General features: G+C 39.9%; 14 protein-coding genes, 2 tRNA genes and 2 pseudogenes. 7 read left to right on the forward strand and 11 right to left on the reverse strand.

All coding sequences use genetic code 11. From position 1 onward, the window contains the following. Positions 1 to 70: 70 nt before the first annotated feature. Together EJN84_RS08085 and EJN84_RS08090 are read right to left on the reverse strand one after the other, a co-directional pair. On the reverse strand, positions 71 to 2,593 hold the full coding sequence (locus EJN84_RS08085; RefSeq protein WP_129594952.1) for a hypothetical protein: 2,523 nt from the start codon (positions 2,591 to 2,593) through the stop codon (positions 71 to 73). Positions 2,594 to 2,681: 88 nt separating this feature from the next. After that, positions 2,682 to 3,819 (reverse strand): annotated as a pseudogene (locus tag EJN84_RS08090) (IS630 family transposase). 646 nt (positions 3,820 to 4,465) lie between these two features. Here EJN84_RS08090 and EJN84_RS08095 point away from each other — a divergent pair. Continuing rightward, positions 4,466 to 5,542 carry a transposase gene (locus tag EJN84_RS08095; protein WP_238943975.1) on the forward strand — a complete coding sequence of 359 codons (1,077 nt, stop codon included), beginning with the start codon at positions 4,466 to 4,468 and terminating at the stop codon, positions 5,540 to 5,542. Positions 5,543 to 5,729: 187 nt separating this feature from the next. Here the strand turns inward: EJN84_RS08095 and EJN84_RS08100 are convergent, their stop codons facing one another. Next, on the reverse strand, positions 5,730 to 7,076 hold the full coding sequence (locus EJN84_RS08100; RefSeq protein ID WP_129594953.1) for an ISNCY family transposase: 1,347 nt from the start codon (positions 7,074 to 7,076) through the stop codon (positions 5,730 to 5,732). 113 nt (positions 7,077 to 7,189) lie between these two features. Between EJN84_RS08100 and EJN84_RS08105 the strand changes: the two genes are divergently transcribed. After that, positions 7,190 to 8,314, forward strand: a complete 1,125-nt coding sequence (locus EJN84_RS08105) for a lipid II:glycine glycyltransferase FemX (protein ID WP_129594954.1) — start codon at positions 7,190 to 7,192, stop codon at positions 8,312 to 8,314. Here the strand turns inward: EJN84_RS08105 and EJN84_RS08110 are convergent. Then, positions 8,311 to 9,606, reverse strand: coding sequence for a fimbrillin family protein (locus tag EJN84_RS08110; RefSeq protein ID WP_129594955.1), 1,296 nt, complete (start codon positions 9,604 to 9,606; stop codon positions 8,311 to 8,313). The two genes, EJN84_RS08105 and EJN84_RS08110, sit on opposite strands and share 4 nt — an antisense overlap. Positions 9,607 to 9,863: 257 nt before the next feature. Here EJN84_RS08110 and EJN84_RS08115 point away from each other — a divergent pair, with 257 nt between their 5' ends. After that, positions 9,864 to 11,375 (forward strand): TolB family protein, encoded by a 1,512-nt coding sequence (locus EJN84_RS08115; RefSeq protein WP_129594956.1) that lies wholly within the window; start codon positions 9,864 to 9,866, stop codon positions 11,373 to 11,375. A gap of 90 nt (positions 11,376 to 11,465) precedes the next feature. Here EJN84_RS08115 and EJN84_RS08120 read toward each other — a convergent pair whose 3' ends face one another. Further along, the gene (locus tag EJN84_RS08120) at positions 11,466 to 11,900 is read right to left on the reverse strand and encodes a group II intron maturase-specific domain-containing protein (protein ID WP_262707354.1); all 435 of its coding nucleotides are present in this window, start codon (positions 11,898 to 11,900) and stop codon (positions 11,466 to 11,468) included. 9 nt (positions 11,901 to 11,909) lie between these two features. Further along, positions 11,910 to 12,164, reverse strand: a pseudogene (locus EJN84_RS12455) (reverse transcriptase domain-containing protein); the annotation flags it as partial. Positions 12,165 to 12,274: 110 nt separating this feature from the next. Here EJN84_RS12455 and EJN84_RS12380 point away from each other — a divergent pair. After that, positions 12,275 to 12,502: a hypothetical protein gene (locus EJN84_RS12380; protein WP_238943976.1), complete on the forward strand. Its 228-nt coding sequence runs from the start codon at positions 12,275 to 12,277 to the stop codon at positions 12,500 to 12,502. Between the two features lie 15 nt (positions 12,503 to 12,517). Here the strand turns inward: EJN84_RS12380 and guaB are convergent, their stop codons facing one another. After that, positions 12,518 to 13,996, reverse strand: a complete 1,479-nt coding sequence (gene guaB, locus EJN84_RS08130) for an IMP dehydrogenase (protein WP_129594957.1) — start codon at positions 13,994 to 13,996, stop codon at positions 12,518 to 12,520. Between the two features lie 218 nt (positions 13,997 to 14,214). On the opposite strand from guaB, the gene EJN84_RS08135 reads away from it, so the two are divergent. Continuing rightward, on the forward strand, positions 14,215 to 14,850 hold the full coding sequence (locus EJN84_RS08135; protein WP_129594958.1) for a peroxiredoxin: 636 nt from the start codon (positions 14,215 to 14,217) through the stop codon (positions 14,848 to 14,850). Between the two features lie 572 nt (positions 14,851 to 15,422). Here the strand turns inward: EJN84_RS08135 and spt are convergent. Next, positions 15,423 to 16,616, reverse strand: a complete 1,194-nt coding sequence (spt, locus tag EJN84_RS08140; RefSeq protein ID WP_101487150.1) for a serine palmitoyltransferase — start codon at positions 16,614 to 16,616, stop codon at positions 15,423 to 15,425. A 298-nt stretch (positions 16,617 to 16,914) separates the two neighbouring features. Between spt and EJN84_RS08145 the strand changes: the two genes are divergently transcribed. Together EJN84_RS08145 and EJN84_RS08150 are read left to right on the forward strand one after the other, a co-directional pair. Continuing rightward, positions 16,915 to 17,436 carry a ferritin gene (locus EJN84_RS08145; RefSeq protein WP_129594959.1) on the forward strand — a complete coding sequence of 174 codons (522 nt, stop codon included), beginning with the start codon at positions 16,915 to 16,917 and terminating at the stop codon, positions 17,434 to 17,436. Between the two features lie 247 nt (positions 17,437 to 17,683). Beyond that, complete coding sequence (locus EJN84_RS08150) at positions 17,684 to 18,592, forward strand: TraB/GumN family protein (protein WP_129594960.1); 909 nt, start codon at positions 17,684 to 17,686, stop codon at positions 18,590 to 18,592. An 8-nt stretch (positions 18,593 to 18,600) separates the two neighbouring features. On the opposite strand, the gene rlmD is transcribed toward EJN84_RS08150, so the two are convergent. From rlmD to EJN84_RS08165, 3 genes are all read right to left on the reverse strand, one after another. Then, a complete protein-coding gene (gene rlmD, locus EJN84_RS08155) occupies positions 18,601 to 20,016 on the reverse strand; it encodes a 23S rRNA (uracil(1939)-C(5))-methyltransferase RlmD (RefSeq protein WP_129594961.1) in 1,416 nt (471 codons plus the stop codon). Between the two features lie 452 nt (positions 20,017 to 20,468). Beyond that, a tRNA-Leu gene (locus tag EJN84_RS08160) sits at positions 20,469 to 20,552 on the reverse strand. A 7-nt stretch (positions 20,553 to 20,559) separates the two neighbouring features. Continuing rightward, positions 20,560 to 20,632: transfer RNA gene (locus EJN84_RS08165), tRNA-Gly, on the reverse strand. Between the last annotated feature and the right edge of the window lie 30 nt (positions 20,633 to 20,662).

Raw genomic sequence — 20,662 nt, forward strand, 5'->3', positions numbered from 1 at the left:
AAGAAAGAGAGGTCTATTTAAGGGATTATTTTCAAGGGTAAAAGAAACATTAAAAGTAAACTCACTGAGATTATTTAATTAAATCTTCAAAAGTTAGTTTTGGTTTTTCAGCAAGTAAAGTTTCGTAATCTGAGGAGAATTTATTAAAGGAATCCAATGCTTGTTTCTTATGTCCCATGTGAAAGAGGGCGTAACATTTCATTGAAATGGCATCTTCATCGATATTATCGTGTAATAAAATAACATCTGCCATTTTTACCAACAAAATTAAATCCTTTTTTACCTCAGCATGTTCCTTGTATTGAAGCATCGTATCTATCAGGACATTTGTGTATTCTGTTTGGTATGATTCAAGCCACTCAAATTGTGCAAATGGTAAAAGTGTACCGGTTAGAGCCAAATCGACCAATTCCACTAATACCTGTTTATTGAAAATGGGGTTATTTTTTAGTAAGTTGATCAATGTCTGCACCCTCATATAGTCACAAAAAATAAGATCAAGACCCTGTATAGCCTGATACCCACCGTCATTAATTATTTTTATCTCTTCAAACGATTTTAGAATTGACCTTAATTTGTTAATATATACATTTCGATTATTTCGGGCGCTGTTATCGTCCTTGTCGAACCACAAAATATTCTTTAGCTCCTGAGAAGTAGTCCCTTTGCCTTTTTTGATGGTGTTCATCAGCATCAGAAAAAACAATTGAGTAGTAGTGGGTGTAAAACTACCGGTGATATCGTTGCCTTCGCTGTCAATCACTTTAAAATTTCCCAATAAATAGATGGAGGCTGGTTTGTTTTGCTCAGGTAGCTGGATGAGTTCTGTATAATTCGAAACCACGGGTACATCGTAAAAAAAAGGGGCTCTACGACGTTTCCTCATCAATACGACAAAGAGTATGCCAGCTAAGAGAAACAAAATGAAGACTCCCCATAACAGATGTACCACCGATATCTTTTTTCCTGCTTTTTGCAGAATTTCCTGTTTTAATTTAGGGGGATAGGCGATGGAGAATATTTCCACCTTTGATCCGGTAGTAATATAGGTAATTAATTCTGATCTCTTTTCATCCAGAAAAAGGGAAGTCCATGACTCAACATCCAGAAAGTTATACGGGATAGAATCATTAAACACCACATATTCCCCATCATCAATATTGAACCGGGCTAACCGGAGATGGCTATTGTGTTGCATATTGTTATATATCAGGGTATAAAAACAATTCTGACCTTCATCATATACCAATGTTTCAATGGGAACAAAAGGCGTTTCAGGAGTAGGGAGTGTCCAGATTTTCTCAAAAGTATACTCATTTAAATCAAAATAAAACAGATCATAATAAAATTTCGGTGATAGTTCCTGATGACCGGTCTGACTACCATAACCTCCGAATACCAATGCCTGTTCATCACTTATTACAGAAGCCCCGCTCAGGTAACGAGGGCCTATCTGATCTTTTCTGTCGATCTTTTCCCATGATTTTGATTGTTTGTTGTAGTGGTGAACAACACTCGAATACATGTAATGACCATATCCGGCTATGGTAACCAATGAACTATCTACGGGAGAAATAAGTTTATTCTGATGGGCATACAATGATTCCACCGTTTTGTCGGAATTTTCAGACCAAGTATGAGTATCAAAATTAAAAACATTAATTACATTTGTATCAAAATCAAAAGACCATAACTGATCGAAATATTCATTGTAAATAATTTGCCGCGCAAGCCTATCTTCGTAAGGTTTACCTTCCAGATAAGGAATCGTATCCACTGCGAAGGAATCCATATTCACACAGTATATTTTCTTGTCATTCAGAAAAAAAATTCTTCCGTTTCGCGCATCATGCGTGCTTCCCATCAGGTCATCGACTTGAAATTCCTTTATCTTCTTCCATTTGACGTGTCTGTCGATGATCCAGATGGGATTGGAAACCCATGCTTCAGCATTTTTAATTTCATCGTACACTTTATCATTGAAATGTTCCGACAATTTCCAGTATCTACAAAGCTCACCATTGTTAAATAATTGCACATTTTTCAATGACATGGGGCACACATCCACACTAATAAAATCCTGATGATGAAGCGCCCCGAAAACAACATCAAACAGATGAGTTCTGACTGATTCAGGGAAAGTAGCCTCCTGCTTTACATCATTGATGGACAAAGAGACACGGGAGTTCGGTATATCCATGTCGAATCTGATTTTCACCCATTGATCATAACCTGCACCCAGCAGTTGCTCCCATTTGAAGGAAAGAAGTGTCTGTTCTTTATATACCAGCCAAAAGTTAGAGGTGGTGGAAGCAAGGTTCGATACCAAATCAATATTGGTTGCATCATCTCCCAACAATCTGAAAATATAACCGTAATAGCCATCTCCCTCTCTGAAGCTAGCTTCAAACTCAAGTGAAAACTGATCAGAAAATTTAAAAAAATCACGGGGTGTCAGATTTAAAGAAGTGCGTTTGTCTTGAATCACCTCGTGGGAAGAAAAATACAAACCGGAGAACATATCATTTTGAGCCGAGGCCTTCAATGAGCAGACAAAAAACAACAGATAAATTACTGTTTTACACCAATTCATATTTTGAAAAATCATAAACAAATGTATAAAAACAAAATGGTATGCTTTCTTATGTCCGCATTTAAGGCAAAGATAAACTATTGTTGTGTTAATATAAAATTGACGGATAAAGTCTTTTTAGCTTGATCCGTGCCTGGTCGTTAGTAAACTGCCAATTAATTTTAGCCGTTTTATTATTTCTGTGATTTACCCATGCTTCAACTTCCGAGGTTATTTTCCCTATTGAATCGATATGTCGGTTTAAACATTGTCCATTCAGGACATGTAATTCGATTTCTGCCATATTTAGCCAGCTCCCGTGCTTTGGGGTAAAAACAAACTCAAATCTGTCCCATAGCCGTTTGGCTTCTTCCGGGACAAAGGTTTCGTAGAAAGCCGAGGCATCATGTGTTTTGAAATTATCCATGACCAACCTTATCTTTTTTGCCGTTGGATGCATTTCATCAGCTATCCGCTTCATAAATTTCGCCCAGTCTTTCTTTGTTTTGTATTCCGTAATTTTTCAACCAACCTTTTACCCTTAAGTGGTTCATTTGCCATGAAAATATTGACCATTCCATGTCTTATATATTCGTAGTCCACTCGGGTGTCCTGTCCGGGCATGATGGGGGTTGATGCCACTTCTTCGATCAATTGTTTGGGCGACTCGTCCATACATACAACCGGATAATCTTCATCGTACGGCAGCTTGTATATATCCAGCACATGCTCCATGTTGGCTACAAATTCGCTGCTTTGTTCCGGTGGGATAACCCACCCTTTTACTTTCCAAGGCTTAAGTTCGTTTTTTTTAAAACCTTCCTCACGGTTACATGAGAGATATAGTCGATATAATTCAACTCTACCATTTTATCAGCCAAGAGTCTGAGTGACCATTTGGCAAATCCTTCAGGTGGCTCACTGCAACAGAGTTTTACCAATTTTGCTTCCATATCTCCATCGACCTTTTTGATATAATTCTGCGGCGATGCCCGTCGTTCCGGCACACTTTCAAATCCTTCCTCGATAAACTTTTTCTTTACCCGATCTATTGTCCTTTCACCTACTTTGAGAATCTTGCAGATTTCTGCATTCGTGATCTCTTTGTTTTCTGAAAATTCGCCTTTATCACAGTTTAGTAAAATGTACGCTGTGCGAAAGACTTGCGAGGTATGACGCCCTTTGTTAATGATATTATTGAACTCTTCTACCTCATTTTTATTTAGCTTAATTGTGTAATGTGCCATTCGTCGTTTTTGACCTAAAGATATAAACAATATCCGTCATATCCAAATTAACTTAACACTATCTTATTTGTCAAATTTCACAAGGTTGTTTATGAAAACTTGGACTTTTATTCGGTTACAAACATAAAATTTTGTTTTTAAATATGAAATGATTTTGTTTAAAAATTTCAGGTTTTAACATAAACCATTTTTCGACAGCCCGAAAAGGGGTTTTTACGCCCGGTTCTTTTCTCACTCCGCCATGTCTTCTATCATGTAATATACGGGAAAAGCCATCAAAGCCTCATTCATTTCTTCTTTATTTCGACTGTGCTCAATATAAATATTTACGTAATTTTCTTTAAGAATGGTTCCCTTTTTAATTATTTATGCGAATCAGTATTTCAATACTATGTTATATTTATAGTTAAATAACTGTAAATCAATAAATTATCTTATATTTTATTTGGTTAACTCCCTGAAAATCAGTATCTTTATAGATTACTCAACTAATTTATAAAGTATGATTTTCAGGGAAGTTAACGCCTTTAATTCAATTGTCAGTAACGCTTTGAAAGGTTTATCACGCAATAAATGGCGACGTGACTTTTTATTGGAAATCTTTATGTTGTATCTCTGTATTCCCGGTCGAATTAATTTTAAGCAAATGAGCCGTTACAGCAAGCACTGCGAACAACGTTTTCGGAATCGGTTTAAAGAAAGATTTGATTTCATGTCATTCAACTCTTCACTGATCACTCCCCATATCGGCAAACGAATCGCTATTTCCTTTGACCCAAGTTATATCGAGAAATCGGGTAATAAGACACCTTATCTCGGCTCATTTTGGTCGGGCTGCGACCAATGCACCAAAAAAGGGCTTGAAATTGCACAAATCGCTTTAATCGACGTCGACTTGAATCAAAGCTTTCATTTGGAAGCCGTACAGACTGTTCCTTCAAAAACATTAAAAACAGTCTCCGTGTCTTTAGTCGACCGGTATGCTCTTTCTATTATCGAGAGAAAAGAAGAACTGCAGAAATTATCCCGTATCGTTGTTGCAGATGCATTTTTTTCGAAAACAACATTCATTCAACCTCTTATGAAAAACGGATTTCACGTAATATCCAAACTCAGGGACGATGCCAACCTGCGTTATAAATTTACGGGTGAGTACTCCGGTAAAGGAAGGCCAACCCAATGGGCAGGAAAAGTTGACCTTGAGAATTTGAATATGAATGTTTTTACTCAAATTCAAATCAATGAAAACACCCGGGCTTTTTATGCCGTTGTCAACTCCAAATCTTTGAAAACGGACATTTTATTGGTTGTCGAACAAAAAACGGAGAAAAACGGAAAAACGATACAACGTTTGATATTCTCCACCGATACCCAAATGAATGCTCTTGATGTTTTGGCGTATTATCACTGTCGTTTTCAAATGGAATTCAATTTCAGAGATGCCAAACAGGCTACCGGATTGAATCATTCTCAGGCAAGAGACTTGGACAAACTCTGTTTTCACTTCAACGCATCACTTACAACGGTCAATATTGCAAAGATTATTCATTTGAGCAATAAAATGAACGCAGAAGAACCATTCTCGATCGCCAACTATAAACTATTGTATCACAATGCTTTTATGTTGAATCGATTTATTGAGGCTTTCGGTGTAAAACCTAAAACCCTAAAAAGTCGCCACCTTGTCAAAGAACTTCTATATTTCGGCATTAAAGCTGCGTAATAGCTATTTTTTCTAACGAACTATTGTATTAAAAAACGATTTTTTTAAAAAGTTTTCCTTTTTAAATTTCATGTTTTACAGTTTTAAACCTACTCATGCCGGGTAATTTTTAATTATATACATTTATTGGTACAATTTTACAGAGTTCTTTGACGTCTTGACACACTAATCCCTATGTTGATTTTCTTTATAAGACTTTGGATGCGGTTTTTCCTATTCCAACATCCTGTTCACCATTACTCGGAGATTGTATCCCAATATACTCCGGGCAATTTTTGAACAGAATTTCTCGAATCCCTCCCATAGTACTCTTTGCAGATCGAATCCTCTTTTGAGGTTGGATATGACCGCCTCGGTAGTTCCTCTCCACTTTTTGAGCATTCTTTCCGTTTTCGGTGAAATGACGATGTTTTGCAAACTTTTGGTTACTTTGGTAAATACAATATTGGTTAAGTACCAACTCTTTGCATTTTTCAAGGTTTTCCCGGCTGCAAAAACCACCATCGGCGGAAGAACTCTCGGGGATACGGGTATAATTGGTTTTAATTCTTGTAATACTCGGAATAAGCAAACTTTTGTCGCTTGGATTCCCTTCAAATACATCATGGTCTGATATCATGCAACTTGATCCTCTTGAAATCAAAACTTTATGACCAAATTCAACTTTTCTTTGACCTTTCATCAGAATGTCGGTATGGGTTTCGAAAACCGAAAAGACTTTATCCGAATTCGCAACCTTTTCACCTTCTATCTGAAGTTTACAGGCATTTCTGTACACTTTTATCATCAGTGGCAAAAATGTTTTCAATTCCGATTTTGCTTTGATATGAGTTGAATTGTCTCTTACTGTAGTCCATGATTCCGAAATAAGACTCTTCAACATGTCCAAATAAGGATCGAACAAACTTGGCAAGTTTTCCTTCTTGCCGTTGTTTATATCATAGTTGAGTTTCTTGGCTGCTTTGCGTTGCTCGTCCAATCTGTCATTGTCATCTTTTTTGTCTTTCTTGATGCGTTTCAACAAACGGGTAGCAGTTTCAATACAGTCAAGCACCAAACTGTTGTTGGTCGGATAATGAACATTGGTCTCAATATTGGTGACATCGGTACTTGTTTTATCTACCGTTTCAATGCCTTCCGATATAGCTATATTGTTTATTTCCAAAATGATAGACCTGATAGACTTTTCGCTGATTTTGGATATGTATTTTTGCATTACGGAATAACTGTAGCCCTGATTATCTTCCAGTCTCAAAAACACGGAGCATATTCTCGAATCGTACATATCTATTTCCAATTCTCTGTATGTGAGACGTTTTATCTCTTTGTATATGGCAGCACGCAGTACTTGTTCCACCGTAGGTGAATCTTTGCGACCAAAACTGCTTTCTTTGATGTCCGAAAGAATATCGCTGCCGACCAATTTTACAAAATGAGGGTTTCTGTCCAACAACACATCGAAAAGGGCTAATTCGGGATGTAAACCCCAAATGGGTGTGTCAAAACGGAGCTTGAGTTCATTATACAGTTTCATTTTGCTTTAATTTTTAGCTAAGATAATAAATATCAATCATATAAACAAACTTTTAACCAACTTTCCGACTAAAAAAACATACTCTAATTAAATTCGCCATTTTAGCGTAAAATATGTTGACAGATATTAGAAACAAACCCATCTGCGAACTTAACAAAACACCCATTGTTCAACAAAGTGCTTTTTGGTCGGTTGTAAAGAACCGATTGGGAAGTAAAACGATCGCTATCAATTTCAAAGCACGAAAATCGGATTTGTTTACACAAATCGACGAAGACATACCGATTTTATCGGATTTGCTCATTATTCTGCAACACATCGATCGCAACCATACCATTGCTTACGTTCCTTATGGACCCGAATTGGAACCGTCAGACGAAATTCAAGGACGATTCCTGGAAGAATTATCGGAATGCATTCGTCCGTTTTTGCCGAAAAATTGCATTCTCATTCGCTACGACTTGTGTTGGCACTCTTATTGGGCAAAAGACTCTGGCGATTTCGACGAATATGGAATCCGAAAAAGCGATCCCGAAATTAAAACGCAAGAATTTCGCTTTAATTTCAATACATCGAATTGGAATTTTCGAAAAGCATCTACAAACATATTGCCATCCAATACAATATTCCTTGATTTGCGACAGGATATCGATACCATTCTCAGTCGCATGAAACGAAAAACTCGTTACAATATCGGACTGTCAAAACGAAAAGAAATAATTGTTCGCGAAACGGGAATTGAAGCAATCGATATATGGTATGAACTATACAAAGAAACAGCTATTCGAAATCGTTTATTCGTCAACGATGTTAAGTATTTTAGAGCCGTACTCGAAGCTAAAACCGACGATACTCGATCGCCGGCCAAAGTTAAGTTGTTGATAGCCGAATATCAAGGAAAACCTTTAGCCGCGATGTTTTTGGTTATTTCCGGCCATCGGGGATCCTATCTTTATGGAGCCTCTTCGTCCCTCCACCGCAACAAAATGGCTACCTATGCTTTGCAGTGGGAAGCAATTTGCATTTCAAAAAATGCGGGATGCACCGAATATGATATGTTTGGCATTTCGCCGTCACCCGACCCAAACCACCCACTGTATGGTCTTTATAAATTCAAATCGGGATTCGGCGGCAAAATGCATTCTACTCTCGGTTGTTGGGATTATCCATTAGTAGAGCAAAAATACAATATATTTCGCGCGTCCGAATTAAACAGCATCGGGTACCATCTTTCTTAATAAGAAACCCCATCGATTGTTACATTTTTCACTGTTTTCATCCCGACAGTACCGTAATATGATTCTAAGTCCCCTTTAATCAGTATTTCTTTACTCAAGTTTTCAGGATGTTCCTGCAAATTAAGTACATCTTTGATGTCACTTCCGGCACTTAGACTTACCGGGAAAGTCTTAGCCGGATCGGTTTCCGTCGCTGATGATGCAAGCGCAATATTCGTATTCTTTGTCACACTTTCTGCATTATTTACGAAAGATGAATAACTGGTTCCCGAATAATAACCGACAATATATCCTTTCACCCAAACATCTTTTTCGCCCATATTTCCCTTTGCCTCTTCTATTGTGTATGGATTCTCGCTACTTCCCGCATAAGGAAGGCTGTCTTGGTCGATAGTTGCACTTTCGGCCGGAGTGTTAATCCAGTCTGTAATTTCCGTACTGGTCATCTTTGCTGTAGCTCCTGTCATGGGATGAAGCTCTATATCGAAAGTATATTTGGTGGATTTGTCGAATGACGAGATGTTCGAAATGGTTTTCAGTGGAATTGTATAACTATCTTCTCCGACGATAAATATCAACGTTTTATCCGATAAATCAGAGGAAGGCATCAAAATAGCTTCGGCTGACGATCCATCGGCACTCGTTTTCAGAGCTATATTTCCGATTGTTTCGGGCGCACCAAGCGAACCATCAATCAACGAAAAAGATGCAGTAATACCCACATTGGCAATTTTCACTCTCAGTCCGCTCAAACTGTAATCGGATTTATTGCTTGTGATATTTAACACAATCTTCGAAAGCTGATGAACGAAATTTAAACTTACCGATGGATTTGAGGGCGTTATCGCTTTTGCGTTGTCTGAATATAGCAAATCAATATCTGTTTGTTTGCTTTGATCGGACAAATTAACAGGATATGAATATGATGAAATGGTTGTCTTGTAAGGGTAATAAGCTATAAAATCTACTTTTGTACCCGTGTACGGAAGAGTTATCGCTTTTGCAGAATCAGACGATTCGAAAGTTCCCGATCCGTTAGCGGTGATGTATTTCACATTTTGTGCCAACGCACTTGAACTAAGCGAATTTGTCGATTTTTTCATGTAAATGCCAATCGCATCGCCGACAGCCCATGATTTATCGGCCGCACGCATCTGCCCGTCCTGAATAGAGGCATTAACTTCGATTGTTTTCCCAAAATGAGCAGGATTGGGTATTTCCTGGTAGCAGGAACTAAGCGTCCCTACCGTTAATCCGCAAATTAACAGGTTTTTCGATTTCATTGATAACATAAAACTAAAAATATTTATTTAAAAGATATAATTTAAATGGCTACGATTATTTGTGTTTTCACCGAAACCGGTATCGAATCTTCATTCGATCAACCTCGACGCACAAAAATAGTGATTTATTTAATAAAAGTATTCCATTTTTTGAGAAAAATTCATCAATTAGCGGCGATTTCGAAACAATTCTCTCCGCTTTGGGACATACAATTAAAAATTATCTCGTAAATTTGGGCATATTTAAACATAACAATCCGTCCGTCATGAAAAAGATTATTTGTTCCTCGTTTCTCCTGTGGTCAATTGCATTTCAACTATTTGCACAGCAATATGACAATTCGTTGGGAATTTTCCGGTCCAATTGCGACGTTGGTAACGTCCAACTTCCCGGAGCAACATTTTACGATCTCGAAAAACAAATCTATACACTCGAAGGTTCCGGCACGAATATATGGTTCGATCAGGATGAATTTCAATACGCATGGAAAAAAATCAAGGGCGATTTTATTCTCACTGCTCAAGTGGAATTTGTAGGTGAAGGAATCGATCCTCACCGAAAATTAGGATGGATGGTCAGAGAATCACTTGATGCATCTTCGCCACACGTCAGTGCAGTTATTCACGGCGATGGACTAACATCGTTTCAATATCGACAAACGTCGGGCAAAAATATGTCCGAAAAAAAATTGGATATCAAGGCTCCAAATGTAGTCCGATTGATGCGTAAAGGGAATATTTATACCATGTCCGTTGCTCAATTGGGCGATACGTTCATTTCGGAACAAATGGGTTTTTGCGGCATTCCCGACGAAGCATACGTCGGCATCTTTGTTTGTTCACACAATCCCGATGTTAAAGAAAAAGCCATCTTCAAAAATGTCCGTATTGAGATTCCTGCTGCCGATACGATGGTGATGTATCGCGACTATTTAGGAAGCAATCTCGAAACATTAGATGTTTTCACCGGCGAAAGATATATTTTAAAACAATTCCCGAATTCGATTCAGGCCCCGAATTGGACTCCGGACAACAAATTTCTCATTTACAACAGCGAAGGATTACTCTATACGTATGATCTTGCATCCGGGAAAATCAAGCAGTTGAATACCGGCAGCGCCACGGGAAACAATAATGATCATGCTTTGACTTTCGATGGCCAATTTATCGGCATAAGTAGCAATCACGACCCTGCAGACAAAGGCCAATCTGCGGTGTATTACCTTCCGATAACAGGTGGTGAGCCGATAAAAGTTACAAAAAATACGCCGTCTTATTTCCATGGCTGGTCTCCCGATGGAAAAGAAATGGCATTTATCGGACAACGCAATGGAAATTTCGATGTGTATAAAATATCACGCGAAGGGGGCGAAGAAATTAGATTGACAACTGCCGAAGGTTTGGACGACGGCTCCGAATATACTCCCGATGGCAACTATATTTATTTCAATTCGGTGCGAACCGGAACCATGCAAATTTGGCGCATGAAACCCGATGGATCGGATCAGGAACAAATAACGCATGACCAATTGAATAATTGGTTTCCACATGTTTCTCCGGATGGCAAATGGATTGTTTTTATCACCTTTGGCAATGATGTCGATCCCGGTGATCACCCGTTCTACAAACAAGTGTATTTACGTATGATGCCGGTTTCGGGAGGAAAGCCTATAGTTATAGCTTATTTGTATGGGGGACAGGGAACAATTAATGTTCCTTCGTGGTCGCCGGACAGTCGGAAAATAGCTTTTGTAAGCAATTCGGGAGGTATCGAATAGAATTTTCAGCGTGTTGATCGAGGAGGTAGGGGGATTACTCCCCCCGCCCTCTCACACCACCGGGCATGCTCTCGCACCCGGCGGTTTCTTTTAATTGTTTAACCTGTCGTAATTTAATGTGAGGTTGTATAGACCCGCTGCATCAAACCAGCTGTTGTTGAGAGCCTGATGTGCTTGTGGGCAACCTGACTTGCGCCAGTGTCCTTTACCCGATAGAGCCAATATCCGGCTTTGCCGGCCGTCAACTCCCGGTCTTTCAAGAAAACGTTGCAGGGTAATTACCCTCTTGCACTGCTTTAATCTGTAGCACCGAGGTTTCCTGCGTATCCATGAATCAAGATTCTTTAATAAACCTTTACATCGGGCGTGGTGAAAGTAGTTAAGCCAACCGCGCAAGACGGGAGTGAGTTCGGCTATTACCTGCTCGAACTTTATACATCTGTTTCTTTTGGTTATACTGCGTACTTTTTCTTTAAAGCGGTCAATGCTCTTCTTTGCTGTGCTTAGGTTGCCATCCTTTTGGATGGTGTAGCCTAAGAATTTGGTTTGACTTACCTCGCAAACCTGACTCTTGTCTTTGTTGACAAGTGGTTTCAGTTTGCTCTCGATAAAATTGCTTACCGATTCCGTGACTCTCTCGCCTGCCTCTTGGCTGCGTACGTAGATATTGCAATCGTCGGCATATCGAACAAATGTGTGTCCCCTGCGCTCCAACTCCTTGTCCGGTTCGTCTAAAACTATGTTGGATAAGAGTGGAGACAGGGGGCTGCCTTGGGGGTGCCTTCGGTATGTTGACTTACCACGCCATCAACCATTATTCCACTTTGAAGGTATTTGCGTATCAGTCTCAATAGCGTTTTATCGCCAATGGTCTCTGACAGCCGATGCATTAAACGGTCATGGTGGACGACATCGAAGATCGTTTTCAAGTCAATGTCTACAACGACAGTTCTTTCGGATTTGCAGTCACCTGCAACACCCGTTCGGCTGAGCTCACGGCCGAAGCCTTGCCAATCGCTAACGCTTCCTTCCAACTCGGCGTGTACAAGAACTTGCATCTTGTTAGTAGTATTCCCGGCAAACAAAAAAGTTCCTCAGATGTAGAAAATGAGGAACTCGGTCTATAATATTCGATTCACTATCTAATCGTTCTCGCGACTATAATTTGGAGCTTCGCGAGTGATCATTACATTATGGGGATGGCTCTCCACGTATCCCGCTGAGGTGATACGGGTAAACTTGGCATCGTGCAGTTTTTCGATAGTGGGAGCTCCACAATATCCCATGCCGGCACGCAATCCTCCTACCATCTGATAGATGACTTCCTGCAATGTCCCTTTAAACGGTACACGCGCTTCGATGCCTTCCGGAACGAGTTTCTTGATATCATCCTCAACGTCCTGAAAATATCTGTCTTTCGAGCCTTTTTCCATAGCGGCGAGTGATCCCATTCCTCGATAGGTTTTGAATTTTCGTCCGTTAAAGATAATCGTTTCACCGGGGGATTCTTCCGTACCGGCCAGCAAAGAACCCATCATCACCGACCACGCACCTGCCGCAAGTGCTTTCACAATATCTCCCGAGTAGCGCAAACCTCCATCGGCAATGATCGGAATTCCGGTTCCTTCAAGTGCTTTTGCCACATCATAGATGGCCGAAAGTTGGGGAACTCCCACCCCCGCTATCACACGTGTTGTACAGATCGAGCCGGGTCCTATTCCTACCTTCACCGCATCGGCTCCTGCATCTGCAAGAAATCTCGCAGCATCACCGGTTGCAATGTTTCCAACCACAATATCGATTTGAGGAAATAGTTTTTTTATTTGTTTCAGCATATCGGCCACTCCTTGAGAATGGCCGTGAGCAGTGTCAATCACAATAGAATCTACTTCCGCCTCCACCAGAGCCTCTGCCCTTTCTATTGAATCGGATGTTACACCAATACCCGCAGCTACTCGCAAACGACCCTGTTCGTCTTTGCAGGCAAATGGTTTGTCCTTGGCTTTGGTAATATCCTTATAGGTGATAAGTCCAACAAGTTTATTATTGGAATCCACCACAGGAAGTTTTTCGATTTTGTATTGTTGAAGAATTTCGGCAGCGGCTTCCAAATCGGTGGTTTGACGTGTAGTAACGAGGTTATCTTTCGTCATAACCAAATCAATTTTTTTATCCAAGTCTCGTTCGAATCGCAAATCGCGGTTCGTTACAATTCCTACAAGTCGATTTTCATTATCTACCACCGGTATCCCTCCAATTTTGAATTCGGCCATTAATGCCATTGCGTCGGCAACAGTTTTGTCTTTGGTAATGCTTATCGGATTGATAATCATGCCATTTTCGGCACGTTTAACGGCTCTCACCTGCTTGGCCTGCTGCTCGATGGTCATGTTTTTGTGAATGACACCGATACCTCCCTCTCGAGCTATCGCTATGGCCATAGCCGTCTCGGTGACCGTGTCCATGGCGGCCGACACCATCGGGATGTTTAATGTAATGTTACGGGAAAATTTGGTCGTTAGATCAACGTTGCGCGGCAATACCTGAGAATATGCGGGGACCAGCAACAAATCGTCGAAAGTCAACCCTTCCATTATGATTTTATCTGCAATAAATGACATAAAATTTTTGCTTTCTGTTTTTATTGCATACAAAAGTAGATATTTTTCGCTTATATCGATATAAGTAGTACGTTAATTTTTCTCTATATCAGGAAGAAAAAATTATATGAGTATAGATAATTTTTATATCATATTTATTGATATTTATTTTTTTGTTCGGTCGAAATAGAGTATTTTTGAAGCGAAAAATAGTTCAAATCATAAAATAGTAAAGAATTATGTCAGTATTAGTTGGTAAAAAAGCCCCCGTATTTTGGGCACCGGCCGTAGTGAACGGTTCGGAAATTCAAGAGAATTTTTCACTCGAGCAATACATCGGCAAAAAATACGTAGTATTTTTCTTTTATCCGGCCGATTTCACATTTGTATGTCCTACCGAAATCATTGCATTTCAAGAAAGAATTGCCGAGTTCGATGAACGAGACACTGTGGTGGTTGCTGCATCTACAGACTCTGCCACGAGTCACTGGAAATGGCTGCAAACACCTCAAAATGATGGAGGAATCCAGGGCGTGAAATACCCGATTGTTGCCGACCACACGTTAACTATCTCAATGATGTATGACGTTTTGGCCGGAGAATTTGATGCCGACGAAGAAGGAAATCCTATCTTCAAAGGTTCGGCCGAAGCCTATCGCGGTCTCTTCCTGATCGATAAAGAAGGAATCGTGCGCCATCAGGTTGTAAACGATATGCCCCTCGGCCGCAGTGTGGACGAAACGCTTCGCATGATCGATGCCTTGCAGTTTACCGAAAAGTATGGCGAAGTTTGCCCTGCAAACTGGCATAAGGGTGAAAAAGGACTCGAACCGACTCACGAGGGCATCGCAGATTATCTTTCTCAGAAACAGTAATTTTTTCTTCTCTAAAGAGACGAACTCGATATCGAGTTCGTCTCTTTTTTTGTTCTGCTATTTTCTCATAAGCTTTTTTCGTGTTCTCTCGCTCGCAAATTTGTCTGTAATTTCTTCATTCTCCTCAATCGGAAAATTAACTTTACCAAATTTCGAGAGATTCAAAGTTACAAATTACAGTTTTCCTTCGTCAAATCCAAGAATATTCGCTATATCTCACAATTGGGCCGTAAATAAATTTTAACTTTTTCGGCGACTATTTTTCTAGTCTTCTTCGTTCAGGGTTTCCCTCGTATTTGCGTCGTACTTGGTTCGAATCAAATTCGAGCGAAATTGTCCTTTTTTGTTCGATCTATTTTAACATCCGATAACTCTGTTGTACGGTTATATTTCCTGTCGTTTCCCACCTGTTGGCAGATAAAGGGGATTGCATTCTGATCACTCTCGTTTTTTTTAAAATCGGAGAAAATCGATGGGAAAAATAGACAAAATTATTCTTGAGATTCAATAAGGGTTTCCAACAAAAAAGAGTGCCTTTTGGGGACACTCTCAGTATGTATGGTGTTACAGATTTATTTTAAAAGATCGAGTTTCCGAAATACCTTTTCTATTCGATCGATTGCAAAATCAATTTGATCTTTGGTGTGCGTTGCCATGAGTGAAAATCGGATAAGGGTGTCGCCGGGCGCAACGGCCGGTGCTACTACCGGATTGACGAAAATACCTTCGTCGAACAACAATTTCGTAACCAAAAACGTCTTGTCGTTGTCTCTTACATAAAGAGGCATAATGGGCGATTGGGTTGGTCCCAATTCAAACCCTTTTTCTTCGAAAAGCTGAATGGTATAATTTGTGAGCTCCCATAATCTCTGAACTCGTTCAGGCTCGGATTTCAAAATATCAAGAGCAGCCGATGCAGCTGCAGTGGCAGCCGGTGTGATACTGGCACTAAAAATATTGGTGCGGGCATTATGTCTCAAATAGTTTATCGTCGGATAATCCCCGGCCACAAATCCGCCAATGGAAGCAAGCGATTTGCTGAATGTTCCCATAATAAGATCTACGCTATCCAACAATCCGAAATGATCGCAAACGCCTTTGCCGCTGTATTTTCGCCCCAACACGCCTAATCCGTGAGCTTCGTCCACCATGATGTTGGCGTTGTATTTTTTTGCTAATTCCACGATCCCGGGCAAATCCGCCAAATCGCCCTCCATACTGAAAACACCATCCACCACGATCAGTTTCACATTTTTGGCATCGCATCGCTTGAGTTGTTTCTCCAACGAAATCATATCGTTGTGTCGAAACTTATATTTGGTGGAAAAAGAAGTTCTGAGGCCTTCGATGATGGAAGCATGGTCACGTTCGTCCCAGATAATGTAATCTTCGCGTCCCGTCAGACAACCGATGACTCCCTCGTTCACACTAAATCCGGTAGAAAACACTACCGCCTCATCTTTATTCACAAAATTGGCCAGCTTTCGCTCCAATTCGAGATGAATGTCCAATGTTCCGTTCAAAAAGCGCGATCCGGCCATTCCTGTCCCATATTTTTTGGTAGCAGCAATCGCGGCTTCTTTAACCTTTGGATGATTCGTTAATCCAAGATAGGCATTCGAACCGAACATCAATACTTTTTTCCCATTAATGATAACCTCGGTATCCTGATCGCTTTCGATTGCCCTGAAATACGGATAAATTCCTGCAGCTTTAGCTCTTTGTGGAACATCGTATTTCGACATTTTATCTCGTAACAGATTCATTCTATTATTTTTAGATGTATTCATCAACTTTCCGCGGAAAAGTTTATCTGCCGTTCTTATTTTTTTGAGAAATATTCTCGAATAAGTAGCCTGCAAAGATAGTAATAAATTTAAATTATTTCGCCATAATGTTTTGAATTGGTTTGCTCATTTTGTCGTATGTTGCTAAATAGAAACAGATTGTATGACATTTGATCATATTTTTCATTTCTCCGTTAGCTTTTTCGAGAAGAAATAAAAAACATTTTGTACATAAAGGCGTTTACTATGAAATTAACCATTTTAAAAATAAAACGACATGTTAAGCAAAAAATTAGAATCGGCTATCAACGAACAAATTAATGCCGAAATCTGGTCAGCGTATCTTTATTTATCAATGTCGGCACATTTCGGTGCTGAAGGATTGCCGGGAATATCGAACTGGTTTAAAGTCCAGTTTCAGGAAGAAATGGATCACGCCCTCAAATTTATGGATTATATGATCGCAAAGGGAAATCGTGTCGAATTATCGTCGATCGACAAGGTGGGTACTTCATGGAATTCTATCTTGGCGGCTTTCGAGGATACGCTCCAACACGAAAAAGTTGTAACTTCGCGTATCAATAATCTGGTAGCAATGGCTCGCGACGAAAAAGACTTTGCTACGGAAAACATGCTTCAATGGTTTGTCAACGAGCAGGTAGAAGAAGAAGAGATGGCCAAGGCATTGATTGACAGCATCAAACTTATAGGTGACAACGGATTTGGCATCTATACTTTCGACAAGGAGCTGGCGCAGCGCACCTATAATCCACTTAAATCATCTGCGAGTAACGAATAGTAAATCTGTATTCAAGAAAAAGGATGGGAGAAAAATCTCATCTTTTTTCTTGTTTTTTTTGAACACTTTATCGGAGACAGCATTCTCGTCTATCAATTTAATTTCGATTGAAAATCTTTTGCGATTGAAAACCGAGTAAATAGATTTTGCTTGAAGTGTTTTGTGAAAATCTGTTCGATCAGATTGAAAAGATTCCGGCATGCAAATGAAAATATATTAATACGATCAAAATAAACAACTTACGTTCATGAAAATCAGAAATCTGAGTGCACTTTTCTTATCCGTTTTTCTGGCATTCTCGTGCAGCAATGCCTCGAACGATAACTACAAATCACTTCTATGGAAAATTTCGGGAAACGGCCTCGAAAATCCTTCTTATCTTTTTGGCACGCATCACTTGACTCCCATCTCCTTTCTCGATAGCATACCCGGCATTTTCGAGATATTTGAGCAAACCGAACAAACTATCGGCGAACTCGATTTGAACAATTTGGGCGAAATGCAAATGAGATTGCTCTCCGAATCTTTTCTTCCTGAACATGTCACGTATGATTCGCTCCTTAACGATGAAGATCAACAATTGCTCGATAGTTCTCTGAGAAACACTCTTGGCGACGGAATAGATGTTTTCGGTCAACTAAAGCCGGCAATGCTTCAAAACTTAATTTCGATAGCACAGTTTCAAAAAAAATATCCATCGCCGTCCAATAACGTGGGACTGGACGAATATTTTCAACAAGAAGCCGATAAGCGTTTCAGACCGGTTATAGGATTAGAAACAGTTGAAGATCAGATTTATGTTTTACTGAACTCGCAAACTCTCGAAAGACAAACAGAATTGCTGATGTGTGCAGTGAAACATCCCGATCTGACAGCCAAGTTAATCGAAGATCTTCAGGTTGCCTACTACAACCAGGATTTGGATAAAATTCAAAAATTATATGAAGGAGGTCTTCCGGACGATCCTTGTCCTTCTACTCAAGAAGAAAAAAATATCATCGGCAAGAATCGCAACGAAAAATGGCTTGAAAAACTGCCTCGACTGATGGGGCAGAAATCATCGTTCATCGCCGTAGGATGCGCTCATCTTCCGGGTAAGTACGGGTTGATCGAAGGACTTCGACGTTTAGGCTACAGGGTTGAACCCGTGAAATGACTGTTGTTTCATCTTTGCCTCTTTTCCATTAAAACTACATTCTCTACATGATGTGTATGCGGGAACATATCTACCGGTTGAACTCGGGTTACCTTGTATTTTTCGTCGAGCAAATTCAAGTCGCGCGCTTGAGTAGCCGGATTGCAGCTGACATAAACAATACGATCGGGTTCTGCAAAAAGAATGGTTTCGACTACATCCGTGTGCATTCCAACACGGGGAGGATCGGTTATTAATACATCTGGACGACCGTAATGGTTAATAAAATCTACGTCGAGGACATCTTTCATATCTCCGGCAAAAAAAAGAATATTGCCAATGCCATTGATTTGGGAATTTTCTTTTGCATCTTCAATGGCCTCTTCCACAAATTCGATTCCGATCACTTTTTCTGCATTGCGAGCAACAAAATTGGCAATGGTTCCGGTCCCGGTATAAAGGTCATACACCAACTCTTTGCCTGTTAGTTGAGCAAATTCGCGGGCAACCTTATACAAATTATATGCCTGTTCGCTATTAGTTTGATAAAACGATTTGGGACCAACTTTGAATTTTAAACCTTCCATTTCCTCATAAATAAAATCGCGTCCGGCCCAAGTGATAATCTCTTGATCGGTAATCGTATCGTTGGCTTTGCCATTGATTACATAAAACAACGAAGTTATTTGCGGAAACTCCTCCGAAAGAAAGTTCAACAACCTTTCGCGCTTCTCGCGATCATCCTCAAAAAAAACCACGACAACCATAATTTCTCCGGTCGAAGAGGTTCGAATGATGAGGGTTCGCATCAGTCCCAATTGATTGCGAAGATCAAAAAAAGAATACTCGTTTTGCAGGCAAAACGTTTTCACTGCATTTCGAATGCGATTCGAAATATCGTCCTGCAACCAGCATGTATGGATATCGAGCACTTTATCAAACATTCCGGGAATATGAAACCCCAATCCGTTCATCTGCAGTGGATCATCGGTAGTTCCTATTTCCTGTTCTGTAAGCCAGCGTTTGTTCGAAAATGTAAATTCGAGTTTATTGCGGTAAAACGTTGTTTTGGGTGCACCCATAATAGCCGAGATCTCGGGCAACTTCACTTTCCCAATGCGTGTAAGATTATCTTCTACTTGTTGTTGCTTGTATTTCAGTTGTTCTTCATAAGGCAGAATCTGCCATTTGCAACCGCCACACAATCCGAAATGTTCGCAAAAAGCATTCTCCCGCTTATCCGAATACGAACGAAAAGACATAACCCTGCCTTCGGCATAATTTTGTTTTTTTCGTGTAATTTGAATATCAACCACATCTCCCGGAACGGCATAAGGAACAAACACTGCCATCCCGTTTACTTTGGCCAAAGCCTTTCCTTCAGCTGCTATATCGGTTATTGTAACAGACTCCAATACGGGTAATTGTTTTTTACTTCGCGCCATCTTTCATTTTTTTTTCGGATTGTTCTCTTTACAAAAGTGCGCAAAAATACAAAGAATAAATTCGTCAATGTGCATAGTCGACAAAATTAAGTGGAAACAATTAGGACTTAATAAAACAGTTTCATCACAAAACAAATAATTTGGACGGATTCAAAATCAAACGAAAGGTCAAATATCACAGGAATAAAATCATTTATATGATGCCCGAAACTCAGAAAAATAATATTTTTGTAAAGAGTCCGTCGATATTTTCCAACTTGACATGTTGGAAATTAATGGATTTAAAATTAGAAGGTTAGAAAAGTAAATATATGTAAAAGACAAAGCATCCATCGGGTTGCTTTTTTTATAGTCCCGACCATAGAAATGGCAAAAGCAACCCTGATAGCTAAAATGCGACACTTAATAAAATAAAATAAGTGAAAATCGGAAAAACTAACAGCTTATTTAAGTACTCGGAGCGGGACTTGAACCCGCACAACCGTAATGGTCACAAGATTTTAAGTCTTGCGTGTCTACCATTCCACCATCCGAGCATCCTTGAGCGGAAGACGGGACTCGAACCCGCGACCCTAACCTTGGCAAGGTTATGCTCTACCAACTGAGCTACTTCCGCATTCGTTTTTATTCTTTATCGTTCGCCTAC

This window comes from Seramator thermalis, assembly GCF_004138125.1.
GTDB classification, from domain to species: Bacteria; Bacteroidota; Bacteroidia; order Bacteroidales; family Dysgonomonadaceae; genus Seramator; species Seramator thermalis.

Excerpts from the sequence above, each read along its gene's own strand:
- EJN84_RS08085 (WP_129594952.1), bottom strand. The coding sequence starts at position 2,593 with ATGAATTGGTGTAAAACAGTAATTTATCTGTTGTTTTTTGTCTGCTCA.
- EJN84_RS08095 (WP_238943975.1), top strand. The coding sequence starts at position 4,466 with ATGAGCCGTTACAGCAAGCACTGCGAACAACGTTTTCGGAATCGGTTT.
- EJN84_RS08100 (WP_129594953.1), bottom strand. The coding sequence starts at position 7,076 with ATGAAACTGTATAATGAACTCAAGCTCCGTTTTGACACACCCATTTGG.
- EJN84_RS08105 (WP_129594954.1), top strand. The coding sequence starts at position 7,190 with ATGTTGACAGATATTAGAAACAAACCCATCTGCGAACTTAACAAAACA.
- EJN84_RS08110 (WP_129594955.1), bottom strand. The coding sequence starts at position 9,606 with ATGTTATCAATGAAATCGAAAAACCTGTTAATTTGCGGATTAACGGTA.
- EJN84_RS08115 (WP_129594956.1), top strand. The coding sequence starts at position 9,864 with ATGAAAAAGATTATTTGTTCCTCGTTTCTCCTGTGGTCAATTGCATTT.
- EJN84_RS12380 (WP_238943976.1), top strand. The coding sequence starts at position 12,275 with ATGGTGGACGACATCGAAGATCGTTTTCAAGTCAATGTCTACAACGAC.
- guaB (WP_129594957.1), bottom strand. The coding sequence starts at position 13,996 with ATGTCATTTATTGCAGATAAAATCATAATGGAAGGGTTGACTTTCGAC.
- EJN84_RS08135 (WP_129594958.1), top strand. The coding sequence starts at position 14,215 with ATGTCAGTATTAGTTGGTAAAAAAGCCCCCGTATTTTGGGCACCGGCC.
- spt (WP_101487150.1), bottom strand. The coding sequence starts at position 16,616 with ATGAATCTGTTACGAGATAAAATGTCGAAATACGATGTTCCACAAAGA.
- EJN84_RS08145 (WP_129594959.1), top strand. The coding sequence starts at position 16,915 with ATGTTAAGCAAAAAATTAGAATCGGCTATCAACGAACAAATTAATGCC.
- EJN84_RS08150 (WP_129594960.1), top strand. The coding sequence starts at position 17,684 with ATGAAAATCAGAAATCTGAGTGCACTTTTCTTATCCGTTTTTCTGGCA.
- rlmD (WP_129594961.1), bottom strand. The coding sequence starts at position 20,016 with ATGGCGCGAAGTAAAAAACAATTACCCGTATTGGAGTCTGTTACAATA.